Annotated in this window: 18 protein-coding genes; 10 read left to right on the top strand and 8 right to left on the bottom strand. The window is 46.4% G+C overall.

The features are described from left to right. Positions 1 to 275: 275 nt before the first annotated feature. Complete coding sequence (locus AACQ17_RS11145) at positions 276 to 1757, top strand: EAL domain-containing protein (RefSeq protein WP_240507682.1); 1482 nt, start codon at positions 276 to 278, stop codon at positions 1755 to 1757. 34 nt (positions 1758 to 1791) lie between these two features. Here AACQ17_RS11145 and AACQ17_RS11140 read toward each other — a convergent pair whose 3' ends face one another. From AACQ17_RS11140 to AACQ17_RS11105, 8 genes are all read right to left on the bottom strand, one after another. After that, positions 1792 to 2580 carry a LytR/AlgR family response regulator transcription factor gene (locus AACQ17_RS11140; protein WP_017045063.1) on the bottom strand — a complete coding sequence of 263 codons (789 nt, stop codon included), beginning with the start codon at positions 2578 to 2580 and terminating at the stop codon, positions 1792 to 1794. Continuing rightward, positions 2577 to 3629, bottom strand: a complete 1053-nt coding sequence (locus AACQ17_RS11135; RefSeq protein WP_017042182.1) for a sensor histidine kinase — start codon at positions 3627 to 3629, stop codon at positions 2577 to 2579. The genes AACQ17_RS11140 and AACQ17_RS11135 overlap by 4 nt, the downstream gene beginning before the upstream one ends. Further along, on the bottom strand, positions 3629 to 4930 hold the full coding sequence (locus tag AACQ17_RS11130) for a hypothetical protein (protein ID WP_094147247.1): 1302 nt from the start codon (positions 4928 to 4930) through the stop codon (positions 3629 to 3631). The genes AACQ17_RS11135 and AACQ17_RS11130 overlap by 1 nt, the downstream gene beginning before the upstream one ends. Position 4931: 1 nt before the next feature. Beyond that, on the bottom strand, positions 4932 to 5693 hold the full coding sequence (locus tag AACQ17_RS11125) for an outer membrane lipoprotein-sorting protein (RefSeq protein ID WP_017048165.1): 762 nt from the start codon (positions 5691 to 5693) through the stop codon (positions 4932 to 4934). Beyond that, on the bottom strand, positions 5686 to 6945 hold the full coding sequence (locus AACQ17_RS11120) for an ABC transporter permease (protein ID WP_094147246.1): 1260 nt from the start codon (positions 6943 to 6945) through the stop codon (positions 5686 to 5688). Before AACQ17_RS11120 ends, AACQ17_RS11125 begins: the two co-directional genes overlap by 8 nt. Continuing rightward, the gene (locus tag AACQ17_RS11115) at positions 6933 to 7616 is read right to left on the bottom strand and encodes an ABC transporter ATP-binding protein (protein WP_166538082.1); all 684 of its coding nucleotides are present in this window, start codon (positions 7614 to 7616) and stop codon (positions 6933 to 6935) included. The genes AACQ17_RS11120 and AACQ17_RS11115 overlap by 13 nt, the downstream gene beginning before the upstream one ends. Before the next feature lie 14 nt (positions 7617 to 7630). Then, positions 7631 to 8449 (bottom strand): hypothetical protein, encoded by an 819-nt coding sequence (locus AACQ17_RS11110; RefSeq protein WP_094147244.1) that lies wholly within the window; start codon positions 8447 to 8449, stop codon positions 7631 to 7633. Between the two features lie 204 nt (positions 8450 to 8653). Next, positions 8654 to 9562: an aldo/keto reductase gene (locus tag AACQ17_RS11105; protein ID WP_017048162.1), complete on the bottom strand. Its 909-nt coding sequence runs from the start codon at positions 9560 to 9562 to the stop codon at positions 8654 to 8656. A 321-nt stretch (positions 9563 to 9883) separates the two neighbouring features. On the opposite strand from AACQ17_RS11105, the gene AACQ17_RS11100 reads away from it, so the two are divergent. The 9 genes from AACQ17_RS11100 (at position 9884) to AACQ17_RS11060 (ending at position 21407) form a co-directional block, all read left to right on the top strand. After that, entirely contained in the window at positions 9884 to 11932 is a 2049-nt protein-coding gene (locus tag AACQ17_RS11100; RefSeq protein ID WP_047688735.1) for an alpha-amylase, read from the top strand. A gap of 345 nt (positions 11933 to 12277) precedes the next feature. Then, positions 12278 to 13513 (top strand): outer membrane protein transport protein, encoded by a 1236-nt coding sequence (locus AACQ17_RS11095; RefSeq protein WP_094147243.1) that lies wholly within the window; start codon positions 12278 to 12280, stop codon positions 13511 to 13513. Between the two features lie 15 nt (positions 13514 to 13528). Next, the gene (locus AACQ17_RS11090) at positions 13529 to 15865 is read left to right on the top strand and encodes a VolA/Pla-1 family phospholipase (protein ID WP_094147242.1); all 2337 of its coding nucleotides are present in this window, start codon (positions 13529 to 13531) and stop codon (positions 15863 to 15865) included. A 311-nt stretch (positions 15866 to 16176) separates the two neighbouring features. Then, positions 16177 to 17073: a GntR family transcriptional regulator YhfZ gene (yhfZ, locus tag AACQ17_RS11085; protein WP_026028897.1), complete on the top strand. Its 897-nt coding sequence runs from the start codon at positions 16177 to 16179 to the stop codon at positions 17071 to 17073. A 52-nt stretch (positions 17074 to 17125) separates the two neighbouring features. After that, positions 17126 to 17503 carry a hypothetical protein gene (locus AACQ17_RS11080; RefSeq protein ID WP_240507681.1) on the top strand — a complete coding sequence of 126 codons (378 nt, stop codon included), beginning with the start codon at positions 17126 to 17128 and terminating at the stop codon, positions 17501 to 17503. Between the two features lie 3 nt (positions 17504 to 17506). Further along, positions 17507 to 18382 carry a phosphotriesterase-related protein gene (locus tag AACQ17_RS11075; protein WP_094147610.1) on the top strand — a complete coding sequence of 292 codons (876 nt, stop codon included), beginning with the start codon at positions 17507 to 17509 and terminating at the stop codon, positions 18380 to 18382. Positions 18383 to 18419: 37 nt separating this feature from the next. Beyond that, positions 18420 to 18779, top strand: a complete 360-nt coding sequence (locus AACQ17_RS11070; RefSeq protein ID WP_094126712.1) for a DUF2620 domain-containing protein — start codon at positions 18420 to 18422, stop codon at positions 18777 to 18779. Positions 18780 to 18788: 9 nt separating this feature from the next. Next, positions 18789 to 20090, top strand: coding sequence for a YhfT family protein (locus AACQ17_RS11065; protein ID WP_094147609.1), 1302 nt, complete (start codon positions 18789 to 18791; stop codon positions 20088 to 20090). A gap of 159 nt (positions 20091 to 20249) precedes the next feature. Continuing rightward, the gene (locus tag AACQ17_RS11060; protein WP_094126710.1) at positions 20250 to 21407 is read left to right on the top strand and encodes a YhfX family PLP-dependent enzyme; all 1158 of its coding nucleotides are present in this window, start codon (positions 20250 to 20252) and stop codon (positions 21405 to 21407) included. The last annotated feature ends 1 nt before the right edge of the window (position 21408 follow it).

The following is a 21408-nucleotide window of genomic DNA, read 5'->3' as shown; positions in this document are numbered from 1 at the left end:
AGAAAAATATGAAATTAGAGACGTTTAGCAAAGAGATTGACAAGCAGATTACTGCACATCATCTCATTTTTGAGACAGTTACTTAGGTTACGTTTAGGGATTAATTACTTATAGTAATCAACATCAAAGCAATACTGATTTTTACTGGTAATAACCTATGAGCACTGTCTGTAATGCACAATAATGACAGTTCACCGAGCACATTTAGCATAGCAAAAGGAATACTGTCGACAAAGGTAAGCACATTCGCACCTATTTTGGGTATTTTCTTTTTTGTGTTCGCTTTGGCGATAATTAAAAACTTTTACGACACTAATCGGCTGGCAACCCGTTTCGGTGAACAAGCCATTACACAACTGGAACATCACATCAATCAAACGTCGGATGAACTGAACCAGTTAAGTAAAAACATTTCAAAGCACTGCCAAAGAAAAGACATCATTGCTCTGAGGAGCTATGTATTTCGCTCGAAAATGGTCAAAGAAGTGGGCATGTACAACGCTCACGGGACTATTTTTTGCACCAGTAATGAAGGCCATACCACCATTCATTTGTACAAACATATTCTTGACAGGCTTAAACAATCTCCAACGAATACGACCATTTCATTAACCAAATCTCGCAGTAAAGAGCAAACATTTTTTGTCTATTCTTCACAGCCAGATATGAGCGGCCTCAATGCACTGATGCCTCCAGAACAGTTTATGAACCTAGTCGCTCCTAAACTTGCCAAATGGCACTACGGCTATCAGGTCAATGTGTTAAGCCAAAGTATTCGCAGTGATCAGGAAGAGATCGATTCTGCTCATACTAGCTTTCTCTTTAAATCCGAGCATTACCCACTCTCAATTCAGATCTACTTAAATAACGGATCTTATGCTTACCATTTTCTCGATAACTTATGGCTTGCCTTGCTTACAGCAAGTATTATCTCTTTGATTTATCTTGCTTATTACAACTATCACCTCAGCCGAAATACCTTAGAAGTCTCTTTGAGAGAGGCAATATCAAACCATCAGTTGGAACTCTATTTACAACCGATCGTCGACATTACCGAGAATAGAATTGTTGGTAGCGAAGCGCTACTGCGCTGGAATGAACCCTCTCAAGGCTATATTTCACCCACCATTTTTATCCCGTTGTCAGAGCGTATTGGCGTGATTCACCAAATCACCTACCGTGTGTTGAAATTGGTGACAGAATGTGTGGAGCAGCACAAACATGCGTTGCACGATCAATACATCAGCATCAACGTCAGCCGGTTATTGATCATTGATAATTACTTTATGGATTACATGAAACGCTACGCGGCAAAACACCCAGCCATTGTTCCACGACTTCTGTTGGAGATCACCGAGGACAACCATTTCAACGTGGACGAGTTGAAGTTAGCCATGGAAAACTTACAGCGACTGAAACAGCTAGGCTTTAAAATCGCCATTGACGATTTTGGTACCGGCTACTCAGGCTTAAATTTTATCCACCAACATGACTTCCATACTCTCAAAATTGATCAAGTGTTTATTAAAAGCTTGCATCAAAATTCAGCCATTACTTCGGTGTTAGTGTCGATGATTAAACTAGCAAAGCAATTGAACATGCGGCTGATTGCTGAGGGCGTTGAGAACCAAGATCAGGTGAGAGAATTAGAGCTGTTGGGTGTACGTTACATCCAAGGTTTTTATTATTCTGAACCTATGTCTGTGGATGCTTTCTTCCGATTCACCCTGTCCGCCAAGCAGATCGCACACCGCTAATCACGCGATCAATCGAACGGCGGTTTAAATTCAGTTACGACTTAAATTGAGCTTGCAGCGCACGGCTGACGGGTAACTTATCATGACCAATCAAGACGTACATTTTACCCGTGAACTCTTTTTTCACTTTATCTATCTTGGCAACATTCACTGCCGTTGAACGGTGGATTTGCCAAAACTGATTCGGGTCAAGCTGTTGCAGCAACTCTTTCAATGAACTGCGCAGTAAGAACTCCAGCACTCCAGAATCACTCTTTACGTATATGGATAAATATTTGTCTTCGGCTTTAGCGTACAACATATCCGCCACCGAAATCAGGTGAATATCTTCACCTTTTTGAACTTTTAACCAGCTTAAAAACGACGGCGATGCCTGTTGGCTTATATGCTGTATCTGCTGTAAAAGGGTTTGCAAATCAGGTAATTGTCGCTCAGAAGAATGCTCGGCTAATCTTAGCTGCAACTTAGTACAGCACTGCACTAAACGCGCTTCAGAAAGCGGTTTCAATAAATAATCCACCGCATTGGCTTCAAAAGCTTGAATGGCATACTCATCATAGGCGGTGATAAATACAATCAGTGGTGGCTTTGCCAAACCAGCCAATTGCCTAGCGAGCGACATACCATCCATTTCTGGCATTCGAATATCAATAAAGGCCACCTCAGGCTGATGCTGCTCAATCATGGACAATGCCACACGTCCATTTTCGGCTTGCGCGACAATATCGAGCTCTGGCCACACTTCTCCTAATGCACGGTTTAAATGATGCCGCAATAACGGTTCATCATCAGCAATAATAGCGGTCGCAGAGACAGTACTCATGTGGCACTTCCTTGTAGTTGGTCCAACAATAGCCGCTTTATTCTAATCGTTGCCGTCACGCCAGCATCATGATTTTGGGCGATAGTGAGACACGCATCATCAGCGAATAGGCCGCTTAAGCGCTGGCGAATATTATCCAACGCAATACCATGTCCTGCTGAAAGAGCACTCGGCTGTAATCCAATGCCACTGTCACAGACACTGACTTCAAACCACTCGTCATAAATTTCACTTTTGATGGTCACTTTTCCCCCCGCGGCTTTAGGCTCAATACCATGGCTAACAGCATTCTCAACCAAAGGTTGTAACAGCATCGGCGGCAAAGGAATGTCATCCGCTGCGCCAGGCATTGCAATCTCATAATCCAGCCGATCACCTAAACGAATTTTTTGAATACCCAAATACGCATCGACTAAATGTAACTCTTCACGTAGCGTTGTGGTGCGATTGCGGTTACTACGCAGCGACCCACGCAATAAGTCGGTTAGTTTTTCGAGCATCATTTGCGCTTTATAAGGCTCAGAGCCAATCAACACGCTGATATTGGCAAGCGTATTAAATAAGAAATGGGGTTCAATTTGACTTTGTAACTGCTGCAACTGGCTCAAAATCAAGGCTTTCTCTTGTTCAGATTGACGCCGTTTGGAGGCTTCTAGCGCTTTTTCAGCAATCAGCTTTTGTTCATGCGCGTAGAAGTAGAAAAAGCAAACGCCAGTAAAAACGAAACCGAGAAAAATCACCGGTTTCATTGCTGAAAAATGACTAAAGTGCGCGTATTTACTAAGCCATAAATAAGCGTGTAACGTACCGAAAATCATCGACCCCGTGAGCGAAAAAACGTTCACTAAGCGAGCGGACAACTGCGGTGCGAAGCGACTCAATAAGTGAGCAATAGCCACAGCGCTGTAACCGTAGCCAAAGCTTATTGCTAAGTGCAACGTGATGTCACTGGGCCAAATAGCCTGAGTGGTAAAGGCGATCACCACACAAAACAGCGAAGTAAATAACAAGCTTTTGGCAAGATTTCGAATCTCAACTTTCTCGCACATTAGAATTTCCCTTTCATATTTAATAGAATCATATGCTTATCTGGTAAGTTTGCATATGTAGAGTCAGCAGGCCCAGTCATAAAACGTGCGGCCAGTTCGATTTCGATAGAGGCTGTACCCGAATCGTACACTGAGTAATTGAGCCATTGGGTAGCGATCACGCCGCCATCTTGCGGTGCAATCAGCACATCAAGTGTCGGCACTAAACCTTGCAACCATTCAATACTCTGGCTCCACGGCCAATGACGCCAAGCTTGGCTATCTAACGAAGCATGCAACATCACATTATGCTGCACGAGATTCACGTGGTTATAGCCTTGTGCGTAAGACCAACCTAACGCTTGATTATGCTGATAACGAACCGAATCCGCGTTGGTCTGCGCTTGTTGCCACTGCTCTTTTCCCCAACTGCGACTGTCGAACCAATATTCTGCAATGACGCTTTGCCCATCACTTCCCGACCAGTTGAAACCCACCAGTGCCTGATAGCCTTGAGTTCGTGATTCAAGAGCCATGCGCGATTCAATCTCTTGTTGTTGAGAGTAAACTGCTTGAGCCAACGCGCTGGGCTGTTGGTACGCCAAATAATGACGCTGATAGAGCGCTGACGCATGCACTTCCCATGCGTCAGTGAGCACAGTAACAAAGGAGCTACCTAGCACGCCGCGTCGAACGTCATCATAATAAGCAATCGCCTGCCATTCGGCATTGCCCATCAACTGATAACGCCTTACGCCCGCCCCTTGTTGTTCGGTCATTTGTTGTAACTCGCTGCCTTGCTGCTCTGTCCAAGAGGAATCTGTATAAAAAATCGTCCATTCACCTTGCTGATCATAATAAGAAGCAGAGAGCGTTCCGGCCCCCTCTTCTACCTGAATACCGACCGGATTGCGGCGATAAGGCTGAAAGAGATCAAGCGGACGATAACCGTAGCCCACTCCCCAATCCAAGCGCACTTTTCCTAGTGTCAGCTCAAACGGCACATCAGCCAGCACTAGGCTGCCTTGCCAAAACAGTTCTTGTAGAATGAACTCGCTGTCGGTGTGCTGCTGTGCATCGCTACTCCACAAGGCGTTTTGCTTGATAGCCACTAGACCCAACCAGCCATGCCACCTCATTTCTACATCCAATAACGCCTCAATCTGCTGCGTATCGCGCGCTTGATTACTAGGAAAAAAAAGGCTGTCGCGATGCGCCGTGGTGGATGCGCTCATTACCCAATCCCAATCAAAACTGGGGGCTTCTGCCTGCGCAGCTAAGCTCAACACGCTAGTTAAAAAAGCGAACGCAACACGCTTCATCTCATAACTCCGATAGACTGTTACGAGTCAGATAGGCGGGGTTGTAATATTTTTCATCTAGCTCCATGGGCTCGATGTGTTGATACTCAACCACCGTTTTTTTGGTCGGTTGAATTTGATCAAGCAGCGTCATACTGGTTACGCGCATTCGTCCCTCTTTTTCACCAGCGCGAAACCAAGCCTGCTTGGCCAGTTTTCCAGAGCGTAAATACAAAGAAGCTTTGATTGGGAAATCGTTCTCTTTATCCAACCATAAGATAATTTGCTGGTAGTTCGCCCCTTCTGTGACAGCCAGTAATGACAACTTATGCGTCAGGTAAGGTTGACCATTGGGTGTTTCTATCTGCTCTTCACCCATCAATTGACTTTGGTAATCCTCGCTCCACGTCAGTGTTGAAATATCGCCCACCGAAGCCTCACCAAGCAGTTTTTGCATTGGCGTAATACGAATAGGGCGGCGGCTTTTTGGCATCAACAACCAGTAGTTTTCATCGAGCATCAGCATTTTTTGCCCCGCTTCAACGGAGGATTTGAACACCACTAACGAGTCGCGATTGGCTTTGGTATACACGTGATATTGACGCGTTTTATCGAGCTCACCACGTTCATAAAGCGACACCAAAGAGACGACTTTAGCCGCGCTGTAACCAAGGCGATATTGGTCGGCGTTTTTGGTCATTTGCCCAGCATCCAGCGCCGCCCAGCCAGCGGCCGAGTAGCCACCGCTAAGCGTGATCAGTAATAACATTATCCATTTATACATAAGCCAGTGCCTCCGTGATTGGCTTGTTGACCCCTTTGCGTGCCGACAACCAAGCCGCTGCAATACAAATGCTCAGTACGCCAAACGCACTCAGCAGAACCAATTCCCATGAAAAATAAATATGCAAAGGATACCCTTCCGTGCGTCCCGGTGGCGGTGGCATTTGCACATCGACTACCATCAATAACACGCTTGTTAGTGCATTGAGCGCCGCACCCACCAGCGTACCTAAAATGGCTAGCAGTACGGCTTCGCGTATGAAACTGGCGACGATTTCATTTGGGTAAGTGCCAAGCGCCGACAGCGTTCCGATTTCTCGGGTTCTCTCCGTGACCGACATGGTTAAGGTGTTAAATAGCGCGACGAAGACCACCAACCCCATCACCAACCCCATGATGCCGAAGATGCGATCGTAAAGATCTTTTACTTTTTGATAAAAAAACGCGCGCTGCTGCCAAGGCGTCACTTGAATCGCTTGGCGAAGGCTCATTAATGACAGTTTGTTTTCAACCCAATGCCGCATACTTTCTGTCTGTTCGGTGCTAAACAAAAACAGCGATAAGGTGCTCACTTTATTCGAAGCTAACAGCTCAGAGGCCGATTGAATGTGCAGATACAATTGGCGTTTATCCAATTCAGGCACTCCCGTGGAATAGATGCCGTGCACTTTGAAATCAACCGCGTTGAGCGCGCCATCAGCGGTACTGGTCAGTAAAGTAACCCAGTCGCCAATCGACACGTTTAAGTTTTTGGCGAGATCCACCGCCAGCATCACTTCTGGCTCACTCGCATCAAATCGAGGGGAGTCGATATTGGACAAGGTTTTGCCTTGGCGAACGTCCAAAAATGGCCCTTTCATATCAAACTCTTTATGGTTAACGCCGGAACCGACAAAAATGGTCGATTTGCTACCGTTAGAGACCAACCCGCTAAACTCAATGCGTGGCTGAATGCCTCGTATCCGCTTATCGTCGATTAATCGCTCAACAATCAACGCACTGTCGGCAATCCCATTAGCCAGTGGCGACTCTTCATCTTGCTCAAAAAAGCCCGGTTGGCTGAGCGTTAAATGCCCGGTGTCGCGCGCAGTGGATTCGCGCAGTGCTTGGTAAGTATAAAGGCCAAATCCTCCGGCGCTAGTCAATGCGAAAACCGCAATGGCAATGATCAATACCGAAAGCAGGCTGCGGCGGCGATTACGCAGTAAATTCAGCGCCGCCATACGCCATTCCATAGAAATCAGCTTGCCCATTTCATCGCCTCCTGAATCACTTTGCCATCCACAAGCTGCAAGGTTCGGTCGCAGCGGTTGGCCATGCGCGCGTCGTGCGTAGCCACAATAAAAGTGGTGCCCATTTCGTGTCCAAGGCTTTTCATGATGTCGATCACCACATTGGCGGTATGGCTGTCTAAACTGGCGGTAGGTTCGTCGGCAATCACCATTTCTGGGTTATGGATCAGCGCGCGCGCAATGGCTACGCGCTGTTGCTGACCGCCTGAAAGGTGATCCGGCCGGTGGTGAGCCAGCGTTTCTAACCCCACTTTGACTAGCATAGTGCGCGTTAAAGTACGCTGATCGCGCAGGCTGTAGCCATTTAGCATCAACGGGTAAGCAATATTTTCCGCCGCTGTCATCACCGGAACTAAGTTGAATTTTTGGAAAACGAAGCCTAATTTTTTGCGCCGCAGCGCCGCCGCCTCTCTTGGATCGGTTGGGTAAGGGTAACCCGCCAGTTCAATGTCACCTTGGTAATCTTGATCAAGCAGCCCCAAGATATTGAGCAAAGTGCTTTTTCCCGAACCTGACGGGCCGCACAGCGCTAGCATTTCACCTTGTTTGACTTCGCCATTCACCGCGCTCAACGCCAGCAGCGGCTGCATACCTAATTGATAGGTTTTACTGATCTGTTCAAATCGTAGCATTTTGTTGCCCTCCCTCATTCGCTTTTCAATTCATGCGTTTTTTCAGTCAATCCGTTTTCAATCAACGCATTTGTAATCAAAGCCTTGGCTTGGATGATTTGCGGATGCTCTGCTGGCTGGTTGTCAACTTGCTTACCTTGCTTCTGATGAGTTTGCATCTGGGCAAGCCATTGCTCTGCTTGAGGAATGTCGTTGGCACGAAGGGCGGCTTGAATGGCGTATCGATAAACCCAAGCAGTGGCGGCAAAAGGTTGTGCAGTTAATTCGGGGTCAACAAGAAGGTCGAGATACAAATCATAACCACGCTCAAAATGGTTGAACATATCGGGCAGTGAGGTGTAAGTCGCGGCCGAAACCGCGCGCGTTAAATAGCTATCCGGCAGCCCCATGACGCGATCTTGTTCAGCAAGCGGCTGCGGGTGATTGCTGAGTAAAGTCAGGCCTTTGTCTATGGTGGCCAAGCCTTCTTCGACGTATCTCATCTTATTCCAAGGCATGAATGCATCACGCCCTTGCAGGGTTTGTGCACTGCCCAGATAAGCTAAGCTGAGCGGTTTGGCCCCTTGCTGTTTAATCAACTGCTCTAGTTGGTGAAGCACAAGCTCCACTTTGTCACTGTCGCCTTCGGCCGCTTGGTTGTACTGCATAATTAAAGCGTCGCTTGGATTAGCTTGAACAGCCGTGATGCTTAGCAGCAACCCGACACTGAGTAGCAGTTTGCGAAGTGAGCGTGAATAAGAAAATGTCGTCATCATGATGGTCCCTTTCATTCGTTGGTGATGAAATTTGCTTGATGACGACAGATTACGCAGCAAATAGGCCAGATGCGCCACTTTGCGATAAAGGGGGATTATGCAGCGTTAATGGCAGGCTGGATGACGTGAATGGGAAGTAGACAAAAAAACCAGCCACTGAGGGCTGGTTGGGATAGTGAGATTAAAACCTAATCGTAATACTGAAATAATAGCAATACGAAAAGCGTATCGCGGGGCAAAAACATCTGTTTTCAAAAGCACCTGTTCCAAAAAACATCCGCTCTATGGCACGCCATGCCCTTTGGCGGCGACCCAAACCCGATACCACTGCTCGCGGGTCAGTTCTAAATCAAGCGCAGCAATTGCCGCTTTGACGCGGTCAATCTTACCAGAGCCAATAATCGGCAGCGGCTTAGAAGGCAGACGCAGTACCCAAGCGTAAATAACCTGATCAATACTGTCTGCGCCGATTTCTTGGGCGATCGCTTCTAGCTCACTGCGCACGCGTTGGGCTTGTTCAGTCTGGCCGTTAAAAATCTCGCCACCAGCTAAACAAGACCAAGCCATTGGGCGAATGCGCTGCGTTTGCAAATGATCCAAAGTGCCATCGTGCACCACATCGAAGTTGAGCGGGTTCATCTCCACTTGGTTGGTCACTAACGGTTTACCTAGGCGAGATTGCAGCAGTTCAAACTGGCGCGGGCTGAAGTTAGATACACCAAAGTGCTTCACTTTGCCCACTTTGCGCAGTTCAGAAAACGCTTCGGCGACTTCATCGGCATCCATCAAGGCATCTGGGCGGTGGATCAGCAGCAGATCGATTTCGCTCACACCGAGTCGTTCCAGTGAATTATTGACCGACTGATAGATATGCGCAGAACTGGTATCGTAGTGGTTTATCTTACGCTGCGGCGTTTTTGCGCCACACAAATTGATGTCGCACTTAGTGACGATTTGGATCTGCTCGCGCAGCGCGGGCTCCAGCGCTAAGGCTTCACCAAACAGTTTCTCGCACTGGTAGTTACCGTAAATATCCGCATGGTCAACCGTGCTAATGCCCAATTCAATGTGCTGTTTTAAAAACGTTAAACGCTGTTGTGGCGTCATGCCCCAATCTGCCAAACGCCAGTAACCTTGTACTAGCTCTGAAAAATCTGGCCCTTGCGGCGCGATTGTTACTTTAGCAACCATTGGTTGTCTCCTTTGACTTAATTGCCGTCATCCTAAGCAGGTTTCGATGACGGCTCAATGAATCTACCGAATAAGTTAAGATTACGCGCCGAAGTTGTGAGATTCACTACACGTTGACAATTTATATCGCTGGAAAATTCATCGCTTCTACGCCCCCAAGCCATGCTTTGTGATCAACGCCAAATTCTTAAGGCTTAGGCACAAGAATGATGTCAACTTCTCTCTCTGCTTTTATTGTTAGCGATGAAGCTCCTCGCCCTACAGCGACTGACGATAACGCAAAAACGAATCACCCTAACCCATGAAGGCCAAGGATAGAGCATGAAATTCTCCACGTTAACACTCGCACTTTGCGCCGCCGCGCCTGTTGTGTTTGCTGCGCCCAATCTGACCATTTCGACCACCACGACTAGCCGCGACTTTCCGCTGGATGCGAAAACGCCTTTAGTCATTCCCTTGACCAAAGAAAGCTACACAATAAAAGTGTCAGGGATTGAGGGCCAGTGCAGCGCACCAGCTCAGCAGAGCATCAAATTCAACGCGCCCATTGCTCTCAATTGTGGGCAAGAAACCGAACTGCCGCTGACGATACGTTTCACTGGCGATTACGCCTTCGCTTATGATGACGAGCAGCAGACCTTAACCTTTGTCCGCCAAGCCAAAAAATCCACTACTAGCAAATTTAAACGGCCGATACCGAGTGTTTCGTGCGAGCAGTACCAAGGCGGCGAAGTGACCTTACAACTGGGCAATACGTTCCCCGATGGCACACGACTAAAAGAGACATTTACCGGCCAAATCCTCAGCGTGAAAAATAGCCAAGTCACCTTAATGCCGTCACCAACCAGTGGTGGATTGGTGCTGCTTGCCCCCGCAACGGATGCCGCCAGCGAACCCTTTACCTACCGCAATGCCACTATTTACTTTGTGATGGTGGACAGATTCAACAATGGTGACCCAAGTAACGACAATAGCTATGGCCGTAAAAAAGATGGCAAAGAAGAAGTGGGCACTTTCCACGGTGGCGACCTAAAAGGTGTGATTGCCAAACTCGATTACATCAAAAGCTTAGGCACCGACGCGATTTGGCTTTCGCCGATTGTGGAACAGGTGCACGGTTTTGTCGGCGGTGGTGACAGTGGCTCGTTCCCTTTTTATGCCTATCACGGTTACTGGACGCGTGATTTTACCAAGATCGATCAAAATTTTGGTGATGAGGAGGATCTCAAAACGCTGGTCACTGAAGCGCATAAACGAGGCATAAAAATCTTGCTCGATGCGGTGCTCAACCATTCCGGCTACGCCACCTTGGCTGACCTGCAATTTGATCAGATTGAGGTGGTTAATCCCCAAAATTTACCGCAAAAATGGGTTGATTGGATGCCGAAAGCTGAAGAAAACTGGCACAGCTACAATCAATCCATTGATTATCAAAGCGCCAACTGGTCGCAGTGGTGGGGCAAGGATTGGGTTCGCGCTGGGTTGCCCGGCTACCAGAAACCCGGATCTAGCGATATCACGATGACGCTGGCCGGCTTACCGGATTTTCGCACTGAATCAACACAAGCGGTGACGCCGCCGCAGTGGCTACTTAATAACCCCGGCACTCGCGTGGTAGCGCGCGAACAGTATAGCGTTGCCGATTACTTAATTGAGTGGCAAACCGATTGGGTAAAACGCTTTGGTATTGATGGTTACCGCGTCGACACCGTAAAACATGTGGAAGGCGAGGTATGGCGACGCTTAAAAAGCGAGGCATCACGCAGTTTAGAAGCTTGGCGCGAGCAAAACGGGCAGCAAGGGCAACCCTTTTGGATGATGGGCGAAGTATGGGGCCATTCAGCTTACCGCAGCCCCTATTTTGATGATGGCTTTGATGCACTGATCAACTTTGATATGCAAAAAAGAGTCGATAAAGGCGCAGCCTGCTTAAGCCAAATGGCGATGGTGTACCGCGACTACGCGCAAACGCTAGCGAAATACCCAGATTTTACCCCCGTGAGCTACCTCTCTTCTCACGATACCGAGCTGTTTTTTAGCCGTTTTAACTCCTTTGAAATGCAGCGTAATGCCGCCAATGCATTGCTTCTCGCACCGGGTGCGGTGCAAATTTACTACGGTGATGAAGTCGCACGTCAAGTTGGCCCTTACGCCGATGATTTTCACCAAGGCACGCGTTCTGACATGGTGTGGTCACTGGATGAAGAGCGACAAGCGCTACTGAAGCATTGGCAAACGCTAGGCCAATTTCGTCAATCGCACCCTGCCATTGGCGCAGGTATTCATCATGAGATTGAACAGCAAAATGCCTATCTGTTCTCTAGAACGTTAAATAATGACCGTGTCGTTATTGCTTTTGTTGGCCGTTAAACCCACCACAGAGGTAGTTGCACACACCATAGTGACTGCCTCTGTTTCTTCACCATTTTTTTGGTCAAATAATTTAAACTCACCCACCAAAACATCAATATTATGAACGTGTTGAAGCATAAAAATTAACTTTAGCACAAGCTAAACCAATTACCCTGCCAAATAAGCACAACTCTACTGGTCATACCAAAACTGTCAACTTTTCATTTGATTTACAAATACTTACACACTATCATTCGCCGCTAATTGAAATAAAGACATCATTTTCTTTGACATATCAACAACACAAAATTAACATCTCGCATTGCAATGCCATTACCATAACAAGGCCTTAGGAGGTCGAGAATGATCATCAAACCCCGCACGCTACTCGCGCTATCAATATTGACAGCGTTTAATGTTCACTCTGCAGGCTTCCAAGTGGCAGAGCATTCAGCCTCAGGGCTAGGACGTGCTTTCTCTGGTGAAGGAGCGGTGGCCGATAACGCGAGTGTGATTGCTCACAACCCCGCAGCCATGACACGGTTTGATACGACGCAGTTTTCTGGTGCACTGTCCATCGTTGACCCAGAGGTTGATGTATATGATGTGAAAAACCAACAGAAAATGAACGATGTTGCGCCACTGCAAGTAGTTCCCGCGGCTTACTACGTCAGTCCAATCAATGAAAAATGGGCTTGGGGGATGGGAATATTCACTACTTACGGCGTAGCTACAGACTACCCGAATGATATTTATGCAGGCGATCTTGCAGGCGATACTTCTCTTCTTTCTGTCAATTTAAACCCGAATATTGCCTACCGTGTTAACGAACAGCTTAGTCTCGCTGCGGGTATTAACCTCGTCTATGCCGAAGCAAAACTGACACGACATAAAGGTGCTTTAGCCGTATTTACTGGCGGCTCTGCCTCTGACAACCTAGTCGGAATGACTGGAGAAACCGTGGCTTTGGGCTGGAACATAGGTAGCTTATATGAGTTCAACCAAAACCACCGTGTCAGTTTTGCTTACCGCTCTGCTGTTGATCTGGATTTTGATGATGGTGAGTTTTCAAGCTATAGCTCAGGTGTTGCAACAAACGCTGTTGTTGAAGGACGTTTAAAAATCACGCTACCTGCGATGTGGGAAGTTTCCGCATTTCACCAACTCACTGATAGCGTGGCGTTGCATTACGGGTACCAACGTACCGACTGGAGTTCATTCAAAGAGTTAAAGGCAACATCATCACAATGTACCAACGGAGAGTGTTTTTATAAGTCTGAAAAGTATGAAGACAGTGGCCGTTGGTCATTGGGTTCAACTTATCAATTAAACTCGACTTGGACATTACGCGCCGGTTTTGCTTTTGATGAACAAGCTGGCGAAGCCACATTGAGTATTCCAGATAGCGACCGTTATTGGTATTCAGCGGGCGTGAGCTACGTGATCAGCGACTCGCTATCCATTGATGCGGGTTTTGCACTGGTGAAAAGTAAAAGCGGCACGTTTACCGAAACCAACAAACTCAATGAAACATTGACGTTTGAATCGCAAGGGACTGCTTACCTTAGCGCTATTCAACTTAACTACACATTCAACTAAACTCAGGGATAAGTCATGCTTAAAACAACATTCAAAATATCGCTGCTCTGCTCTGCGTTATGGTTAGTCGGTTGTGGTGATGAAACGAGCAGTTCGGGAGCAAACACAACACCCACTTACGAAGCCTACATTCAAGACGCGTTAAAACGCAACACCAGCATAAAATTCACACTCAGTGGCGCAAACGCAAACGTACCACTGCCCTCTTTTGCACTCATGAATGCCAAAGACGGCACGTTAAAAATTCCAACCAAGGGTGATGACGCCTTAACCAATCCAGTCGCCGCTATGGGCACCATGGATGGTTGGTCGACATCAATGCCACTGTTTCTAGACTTTGAAGGCGTAGGATTGGCTGACGGTCTTATCTCTAACGGTATTTATTTAATTGAGCTGACCGACAGTATGATTGGCAGCCCAGCGGTTAAAAATGTGCTGACATTGAACACCGACTTTGCTGCCATCGCCAGTGCCAGCAGCGATAAAATTGCGATCGTGCCAAACAAAGCGCTCAACCCTGCCAGTGAATATATTTTAGCCGTGACAGATGAGATTACCGATGTGAATGGCAATATTGCAGGCACATCCAGCAGCTACGCCGCGTTGAAGTCCAAAGTGAAAATCTATACCGATGATAAGCTAGGGGCACTACAAAAAGTGACCCAAGGCGTGGAAAGCATTTTCGCTTTGGCGGGGGTGGATCAAACCAAGATTATTTATTCAACGTGGTTTAGTACTCAATCTGTTGGTCAAACACTTTACAGTGTGAAAGGCGCCACCGCCGCAGGCCTTGCAACGACAGATATTGGCAACATTTGGAAGCAAGGTGCGAACCCAAACAACCTTAATTTGAGCGCCGCTTACACCATGAGCTTTGGTGCTACAACCGATTTTGTAACCGCACTTAATAACGATGCAAATTTTCAAACTTACATTGGCGCAGAAAAAACAACCGCTAAAGCGTTTATTGAAAATGAATACACAACCAGCAGTTACCACGTTAATGTCACGACTGGAACGGTTAAGCTCCCTTATTATTTAGAGAAAGGAAGCAACTGGAACTCACAGCCGTTTGAATCAGCAATGCCAAGTTTGGCCTTGATTAAAAATGCTTTGGCAGATGACAATGAAAAAGCCACCATCGCCAATCAGCTCATTGCTAACAATATCGACGTGACTCAACTAGCAACCAGCCCAAGTGAACAGCTTAAGCTAGTGGGATTGACCCTCACAAAGTCTGATGGCAGCCCACTCGATCCTCAGCGCATCATTACACGCTATAGCCCTGTACCTAAGGTGAAATCGTTAGAAGACGTTGATTTCTTACTGTTTACTCCTAACGCGGGAACAAACTGGCCGATCGTGATTTACCAACACGGTATAACTTCTGTTAAAGAAGATGCGTACTTCACAGCAGCACATTTAGCCAATGCTGGTATCGCCGTGATTGCCATTGATCAACCACTGCATGGTGCTCGCAGTTTAGATGCACAGCGCTCAGCTAATGCCGATATTCTAGCGTACCTCAATTTGAACAACTTGGCCGTCGCTCGTGACAACACGCGTCAGAGTATCTTAGATATCATGGGGCTGCGTGCGGCCATTACTTACTCACAAAGTGCAGGGTTGTTTGTTGGTTCCCAATTAGCAAACGCAGACAATACCGCGACGACACCACCAAAATTCCTTGGCCACTCATTGGGAGGAATCGTCGGCTTAAGCGCTGTCGCGAACGCGAACCGCACTATCGGTGATGCTAGTGGTGATGCGCTGTATAAATTCTCTGGAATGGCCATTGCAAACTCAGGTGGTCAAATCGGTAACTTGTTAATGGGTTCAGCAAACTATGGCCCACTCATTAAACATAATCTCGCCTTAAGTGCGAGCCCCAAATACAAAGCATTCGCCGACCAATACTGTCCAGGGTTAACAGAGAAAGTTTGCTACACCACGTTTGAAAACACAGCCTCTGCCTCAGACAAAGCGGCACTGAAAAGTCAGTTGGATCAATTTACCTACGCGACTCAAACCTTGCTCGATACTATGGATCCATACACAAACGCAAGTTACCTAATCAGTGGTGGAACCGCGACAATCCCTACTTATTTATTGCAAGTGGCGGGAGACGAGAGTGTGCCTAACAATGTCACAAATACACGTGCAGGCACCGAACCCCTAGCAACACTATTGGGATTAGCCAACGCAGTACCCTCTGATGTAATCACTAATACGTCTAAAGTCTTCGTAAAAATGGACAGTGGTACACACACAACCTTTCTCGCACCACAAGATACGGCCGATGGTGTGCTTCGCGCTGGAGCGCTATCACAACTGGCTATTTTCTTGAACTAACCGAGTAAACAGGCTGTTTACTTATTCAAACAGCTTCCTTATTTGGAAGCTGTTTGAATTCTCCATCTACTGACTGCATCAAATTATTCACCTATCCACAGTGGTAATTTATTTCGAATGGAATGGATGTGTAAAAACAGCCAAGATCAGCCTGAAATCTGGAAATATCCCAGATAAAAAGATCAAAACCGTCTATAAGCTGACATAAATAAGAAAAAGTTATTCGAGGTAATTCACATTTCTCCCACCCACTCCTTTTTGTTTTACTCCTCGGCTGATAGTTTATCTTCAAAATATTGAAGATAAAAATTATGCCAACTCAATACATCAATAAAGAAGGTACGGCGATCATGAACATCGCCCAATACTTGATGACAACGACAGAAGGTGACCGTCTTAGAACGATTGATTCACTCTCTGAGGAATTTTGCGTATCAGTAGGATTTATTCAGAAAGCCTTAACAACCATAGAGCATCGCAATGCAGTGATACTTTCAAAACAAGGGCGCAACGGCACCTTTATTACTCAATTGAATTACCGTGAACTAGTGGCTTGTGCTGGGATAAACAATGTCGTATGTGCGATGCCGCTGCCTTATACCCGTCATTACGAAGGGTTAGCAAGTGGGTTGAAAGCTCAAATTGGAGATTTGCCGCTCTACTTTGCACATATGCGCGGGGCAAGCGTACGCGCAGAATGCCTCAGAAATGGTACTTATGATATTGCCATTATGTCGAAATTGGCAGCAAAAGAGCTAGCCAATGGGCTAGTAACGGCCATGACTTTAGGGGTCCACTCTTACTCGCATGAACACCGTCTCATTTTTAAAAAAGGAGGCTATGACCAGATACGCCGAGTTGGTGTTGACCCAGACTCTCCTGACCAAAAAATTCTTACTCACCAATCGTTTAAGGATAAAAACATTGAAATTGTAGAAATCCATTATGGCGAAAGTCTCATCCACTTAACGAATGGCGATATTGATGCCGTGGTTTGGTTACCTGAAGCGATTGAGATGGAGAAATATGGTTTAGATGAGAAATCACTCAGTGATCTTCCTGCTTGTCGGGATGCATCCGAAGCGGTGATCTTGGCGAATGGAGCTTCTACTCACATAACGACCTTGCTCAGAAAACTGATCCGGATGGATCAACTAATTAAGCATCAACGAGCCGTCGTCAATGGGGAAATTACTCCCAGCTATTGACCCTGTTTAACCACACATAATGCTTATTACAAATAATCGCAAAAGGACAGATATGGAACAGCGCCTTGCACTTTTACTGCATGCTAATGTGATTAGCCAGCGTGCTTATGATGGATGTTTACAAGTTCTCGCCATGATGGACCGTCAACTGGGTTTGTCTCATGACAATGAGCAATACCAAATGGCCCTCACCCATTTATCGCGTGCTGCGGATCGAATTTGGCAAGGTGAAGCCGTAGCTGAAGGGCTTGATAGCGAACTACTCGATGAAATCTATGACGATCCGGGGATTCAATCGGTCATCGATATTCATCAAAAAACACTCAATGCGATGAGTTTAAGTACCGTCCCTACCACCGAGGAAAGTTTTCTCATCGCAAATATTTATGCTCTTTATCTCGCGGCGCAACACGATGAAACTCAGGAGTGAACGATGATTGACAACACTGGTTACACCTACTGCCATGAACATTTACATATCGATTTATCCCCACAAAAAGGCAACCTTGATTGCCGTCTGGATCAATATGAGTTGTTGTGTGATGAGATGAAAGAGCTGCAAATTCGTGGGGTGAGAAATATCATCGAAGTCACTAATGCTTTTATGGGTAGAAATCCTCATTTTATTGAAAATTTAATCGACGACACTGGAATGAATGTGTTGCTGGCCACTGGATTTTATATCGAAGGTTTCTTCCCCGATTTTCTCTACACCATGGATACCCAGCAAATGGCAAAACAGATGATTAAGGAAATTGAAGTGGGTATCGAGGATTCATCCCTCAAGGCGAGTGTGATTGGCGAGATCGGTAGCAGTGAAAATGGCTTTAGTGATACCGAGCAGAAAGTCTTTAGAGCGGCGGCGATTGCTCATTTAGAAACAGGTCGACCGATTTCAACTCATCAGTCGATGAGTACGATGGGCAAAGTGCAGATTGATCTGCTGAAAAGTTGCGGTGTTGAAATGGAAAACCTCACTGTCGGCCACTGCGATCTGCGCGATAACTTGGACGATATCCAGTGGATGCTCGATCAAGGTTGCTATATCCAATTCGATACCATTGGTAAAAACAGCTATTACCCCGATACGCGTCGTGCTCAATCACTAAAAACCTTATGCGAACGGGGTTATGTTGGCCAAATCATGTTGTCGATGGACATTACACGTCGCTCCCATCTAAAGGCAAATGGTGGCCTTGGGTTTAGCTATCTAATCGATGAATTTGTTCCTTTGCTCAAGCAGCATGGGATCAGTGATCTGCAAATAAGCACAATGTTACAAACTAACCCTGCACGCTTATTTGGATAAAGAGCACTTGTGCTCATTAAAATAAAAAGGACAAAACATGAAAAAAATCGCCATCGCGGGTTTGCAACGAGAGCAAATCCGAGCACAGATTGAACTCTCTGAACCGGGCATATTTGAATGCCATATTCTGAGCGACATGGAAGCCGCACTGAAAGTGAAAGCGGGGGAAATGGACTATTTCATTGGTTGCTGTAATACCGGCGCCGGAGGCGCATTAGCCATGGCCATTGCTATTATCGGTTTTGGTCAAAGCTGCACTATCGCTAAACCTGCGATTAAGGCCAAGGAAACTGAAGTGACCCAGTTTATTGAACGTGGATGCGTTGCATTTGGGCTCTCCATTGAACACATTGAGCATGCTATACCCATGCTCGCAAACTTACTCGCTAAAAAGTAAAGGCAACCTATGGATATTATGCATATTGGACTCGTTGCAACCTTATGTGCAATGACAGCTTTAATCGCCAACATGAGCGCGGCGGTTTTTCATGATGGGATCCGGCCTATTCTGCCCCAATTGGTTGAAGGCAATATGACTCGCCGAGAAGCGGGATCCGTCGCTTTTGGCCTATCGATTGGCTTTGTGGCATCAGTGGGGATTTCATTCACTTTATCAACGGGCCTACTCAACCCTTGGCTGCTTTTCTTACCAACAGACATTTTAGGCGTAATGATTGGTAGCCGTTGGCTGGCTGCCGCGGCGGGTGGTTTATGGGGTGTGTTGGTTGTCACTTCGCTTGCTGGTGTTAATGCCGTCTTAACAGGCCTTCCCGTCGATGCATTGGGCGCACTCGGTGAGCTGGGTACTCCCGTCATGTCGGCTTTTGCCCTGTTCCCATTGCTTGCGATATTTTATCAATTCGGCTGGAAAGCTGGGGCAATTACGGCAGTCGTCATCCTATTTTCTCGATTAATGGTGATGAAGTTTACGGGGATTTATCCAGAATCAATCCAGATTTTTATCGGCATGTTAATGCTGGTATTTTTCGCAATTCAAAAAGATATATCCGATCGTAAAAAAGGCATTGAAGCACCAGATATGTCTGGTTTACATGGCCTATTTGAAGAGCGGACTAAACGTATCGTAAAAAACCTGCCATTTCTTGCAGTCACAGGGGCATTAATTGCTGTGGTTTCAAATGGTGGTATTTTCGCGGGATCTGAAGTTTCTATTTATTCACTCGCTGAAGCTTATAAAATCACCGACCCAGCGGCTCACGATACCGCAATGAAACAAGTGGCATTATCGGAATTCATGCGTGGCCTCGGCTTTATTCCGCTGATTGCCACTACGGCACTGGCGACTGGCGTTTACGGCGTGGTTGGGATGACATTTGTATTCGTCGTCGGTTATTTAGCTCCTAATATGCCCGTCGCGGCCGTCCTTGGAGCCATAACCATTTGTATCGAAATTTTCTTACTTCGTGGCATTGGTCGTTTCTTGGAACAATTCCCATCGATTCGAAATGCATCAGACAATATACGTAATTCAATGAATACATTAATGGAGTTTGCATTATTAATTGGTGGCGTATTGGCGGTGATGAAAATGGGCTCAACTACAGGTTTTACTATTTTCGCGATGTTATTTTTCTTAAACGAAGTCATGGGACGGCCAGTCCTTAAAATTGCAGCGCCAGCGGTTGCCGCTATTCTCACTGGGGTTATTTTAAATATTCTTTACGTTATTGGGTTATTTGCTTTGTAATGAGACGCTTAACTAACCTTAATTTATTTTGATACTGTATTTAGGCGGGCTGTTCTTCAGCGTTATATAGCACACTTACTCTTTACGTTTATTTTGTTATTAAGCATGCGCATTACCAAATAATGTGCAGGATCAGCTCATGCCTAAAAAGGGGAGAATATGTTTTTAGACGCTTTAGAAAAACAAAATCCAGATTTAATCACGGCGGCACTGACACTCTTTAAGCAAGGTAAGTTACAACCAGACACCACCGTTATCGATGTCGACCAATTGCTCAATAATGCTCAACGCATGAAGGAGGTCGCTGACAGGTTGGGCATATGCCTTTACGCCATGACTAAACAGTTTGGCCGCAACCCATTAATCGCCCGCTTGTTAATAGAGCAATGTGGCTATGAAGGGATTGTGTGTGTCGATTATAAAGAGGCCAGAATGATGGCGGCACACGGTTTACCCATTGCTAACGTTGGGCACTTAGTTCAACCACCTAGCAATATGATTCGGTCTTTGGTTGCTCAGATCAAACCACAAGTAATGACCATTTATAGCCTTGAAAAAGCGCAACAAATATCGGATGCGGCCATAGCCTCAAAGCGGCAACAAGGTTTGTTATTAAAGTTTTTCCACAGTCGCGACAAGCTGTACGTCAATCAAGAAGCGGGATTTCCGTTGGAGCAAGCTGCCGACGTCGTGCGCGCGATTCAAAACATGCCCGGAGTTTACATCGCAGGTGTGACACATTTTCCTTGTTTTTTATACGATGAAACATTAGGGAAAACAGAGCCAACACCGAACCTCACAACGCTTATTGATGCTAAGCAAGCTTTAGCCAATTTAGGCATCGAATGTGAGCAAGTCAATGCGCCCTCTTCCACCAGTATAGAGACCCTACCATTGCTGGCTCAATATGGCTGCACCCATGGAGAACCCGGTCATGCATTCACTGGCACCACACCCGCTAATGCTACGCAGCCCCAAGCAGAATCAATCGCATTACTTTATTTAAGCGAGATCTCCCACCAGTTCGCTAACGACAGTTATTGCTTCGGCGGAGGGTACTATCGGCGCGGGCAGTTGGAAAACGCTCGAGTTTATAGCGGTGACAGCTGTGAACGGGTCTCTGTATTCAATGATGATACGGACAGCATCGACTACCACTTACGCATCCCCGGTCTTCATCCTATCGGTTCTCCGGTTGTGATGGCGTATCGAACACAAGTTTTTGTAACCCGTAGTGATGTGGCATTAGTGCAGGGCGTTTCCACGCCTAATCCCAAGTTAATCGGCCTATATGATGCTTTAGGTAATGAGGTTTAAT

Source organism: Vibrio sp. V10_P2A27P122 (genome assembly GCF_963874335.1).
GTDB lineage: Bacteria > Pseudomonadota > Gammaproteobacteria > Enterobacterales > Vibrionaceae > Vibrio > Vibrio anguillarum.
Note: the sequence above shows the minus strand (reverse complement) of the source record. Positions and strands in the feature narration are given on the sequence as shown.